The 2424-nt window shown below is 67.8% G+C and carries 5 protein-coding genes; all 5 read right to left on the minus strand.

Annotation, left to right across the window (positions count from 1 at the left end; genetic code table 11):
* Positions 1-643 (minus strand): Holliday junction branch migration DNA helicase RuvB (ruvB, locus tag ACT4N3_RS12090; RefSeq protein WP_444855476.1); only part of this gene is annotated, 643 nt, incomplete at its 3' end.
* A complete protein-coding gene (locus ACT4N3_RS12095) occupies positions 640-1101 on the minus strand; it encodes a hypothetical protein (RefSeq protein ID WP_444855477.1) in 462 nt (153 codons plus the stop codon). The genes ruvB and ACT4N3_RS12095, both read right to left, overlap by 4 nt.
* Entirely contained in the window at positions 1098-1412 is a 315-nt protein-coding gene (locus tag ACT4N3_RS12100) for an antibiotic biosynthesis monooxygenase family protein (RefSeq protein ID WP_444855478.1), read from the minus strand. Before ACT4N3_RS12100 ends, ACT4N3_RS12095 begins: the two co-directional genes overlap by 4 nt.
* Positions 1405-1806, minus strand: coding sequence for a GFA family protein (locus ACT4N3_RS12105; RefSeq protein ID WP_444855479.1), 402 nt, complete (start codon positions 1804-1806; stop codon positions 1405-1407). The genes ACT4N3_RS12100 and ACT4N3_RS12105 overlap by 8 nt, the downstream gene beginning before the upstream one ends.
* 202 nt (positions 1807-2008) lie before the next feature.
* The coding region (ruvA, locus tag ACT4N3_RS12110) for a Holliday junction branch migration protein RuvA (RefSeq protein ID WP_444855480.1) at positions 2009-2424 on the minus strand (416 nt) is incomplete at its 5' end.

The raw sequence follows: 2424 nt of genomic DNA on the forward strand, positions 1-2424 counted from the left end.
GGGCGCGGCGGGCGATCTCGGCGGCGCCGTCCGGGGCGATATCGAGCCGAAGCAGCGACGCGGCGCGGCGGACGACCTGCTCCAGCTCGTCGACGCTGTAGAAATTGAGCCGGACCGGAATGCCGAAGCGGTCGCGCAGCGGGGTGGTGAGCAGCCCCTGCCGTGTCGTCGCGCCGATCAGGGTGAATTTGGGCAGGTCGATGCGGACCGAGCGGGCGGACGGCCCCTCGCCGATCATGATGTCGAGCGCCCGATCCTCCATCGCCGGATAGAGGATTTCCTCGACCGCCGGCGCGAGCCGGTGGATCTCGTCGATGAACAGGACATCGCCGTCCTCGAGATTGGTGAGCAAGGCGGCGAGATCGCCGGACTTGGCGATCACCGGCCCGGAGGTGCCGCGAAAGCCGACGCCGAGCTCGCGCGCGACGATCTGCGCCAGCGTCGTCTTGCCGAGCCCCGGCGGGCCGAAGAAGAGGACATGGTCGAGCGCGTCGCTCCGCCCCTTGGCGGCGGCGATGAACACGCGAAGGTTCTCGCGCGCCGCCTTCTGCCCGACGAACTCGTCGAGCGACTTCGGCCGCAGCGCCGCGTCGATATCCTCGGGCTGCCGGTCCGGCGTGGTGAGGCGGGCGGGATCTGTCACTGCGGACGGACCCATAGTTCACGATATCCGTCCTCGACCAGCACCTCGATCCGGTCGAAGCGGCGTTGGAGATAGCAGAGGATATCAGCCGGGAATCTCTCCCGCACCTCCGCCAGCGAAAACCGGTTTCCGGCATCGGCTGGCAGATCGACCTGGACGCTTTCGTCGTGGCGAAAATAATAGCGCGCCCGGATCGGGTGCGACGGATCGCCGAACCAATAGTCGATGTGGTTGTAGTCCTGCTCCAGCTGACCGCCGCGCCTGATCTGATCTCGATTGTGCGTGATCAGGTAGGGCTGGATATCGCCGCGCGTGTCATAAACCACGACGCCGTCCGCTGTGGATCCGGTCCAGCCTTGCCAGCACGGGACGGCTGGATGCGGTTCACGTCTCGCCTCTGGCTGCTGAGCCGCCGCGACAGCGACGAACAGAAGCGGAAAAATGGCCGGATCGGTCATGCCGTGCCTTCGAACAGGCCGACGCGAGTCTCGCAGCTCGCGAGGCATTCAAGCGCGGAGTCGAGCCGATGATAGTCGGTGCTGAAGTCGCGCGTGAAGCGGTCGAACGCCTCGGCGGACGCCCAGCGGTCGATAGTCAGATAGACGCCGTCGCGCTCGGCATCGCGAAGCAATTCGGTGCCCCGGAAGTCGGCGGCATGGCGGAACAGCCGCGCCCAGTCGCCATCCGGCCCGTAGGCCGCTTCGAAGCGGGCGCGGTTCGCCGCCGGCACGACGAATTCCCAGACGATGGCGATGGGCGCGTCAGTCACTATGCGCCACCTCGTCGCCCAAGATCGCGACCCATGGGTGCCGGCGCTTTTCCCAGACCGAGAAGCAGGGCGCCGGGAAAGTGGGATCGGCGAAGGCGCCGACGGGGATCGCGATCGCCTCCGGGATCGGCCCGCCCTGGTACCAGATGGTCGAGCCGCATTCCGGGCAGAAATGATAGACGGTGACGTTGCCAGCATCGGTGGTGCGCCGCCATTCGCGCGACTCGCCCTCGATCTCCACATCGGCGGGATCGAAACGCGCCTGGACGGCAAAGGCGCTGCCGGTGCGCCGCTGGCAGGCGAGGCAATGACAGACCGAGATGCGGATCGGCGCGCCGGTGACGGTGGCGGTGAGCTGGCCGCAGCGGCATTCGGCGCGGCGCGCGGCGGTCATTTGTTGCTCCTGGAGAAAATCATCGCTGCTGCCGTTGCGACGAGCAACCCGATCAATCCCGCTGCCGCCACATAAGCGAGGAGCCAAAGGCTAGGGAAAAGAAAGAGAGCTGTTCCTACGACCCCGATCATAACAGCGAGCGTCGCGATGAGGACGAGTGCCGAACCAGCCTTGGCCGTTGATCTGAACAGGCTCGATCGGCTCATTTTGCCGCCTTCCTGAGCGCCAGTCGGACCAGCGCGTCGAGGCTGGCCTCGCCGCCCAGCTCGTCATTGGCCGCATTGACGGCGGCACTGGCCTCGCCGGGCTTGAAGCCGAGGTTGAGCAAAGCGGAGACCGCGTCCGCGCCTACTCCGCGCGGCGCGGCGGCGCCGGCCGGGCCGAGCGGGACGCCGCCGGCCTTGTCCTTGAGCTCGTTGACGATCCGGGCGGCGAGCTTGGGGCCGACGCCGTTGGCGCGGGCGACCATCGCCGCGTCGCCGCTCGCTACAGCGCGGTGCAGCTCGTCGGGCGGCAGGACGGAGAGGATCGCCAGCGCGACCTTGCCGCCGACACCCTGCACCCCGGTCAGCAACCGAAACCAGTCCCGCTCCCCCGCCGAGCCGAAGCCGAACAGGG

Source organism: Sphingosinicella sp. (assembly GCF_052388015.1).
GTDB lineage: Bacteria > Pseudomonadota > Alphaproteobacteria > Sphingomonadales > Sphingomonadaceae > Allosphingosinicella.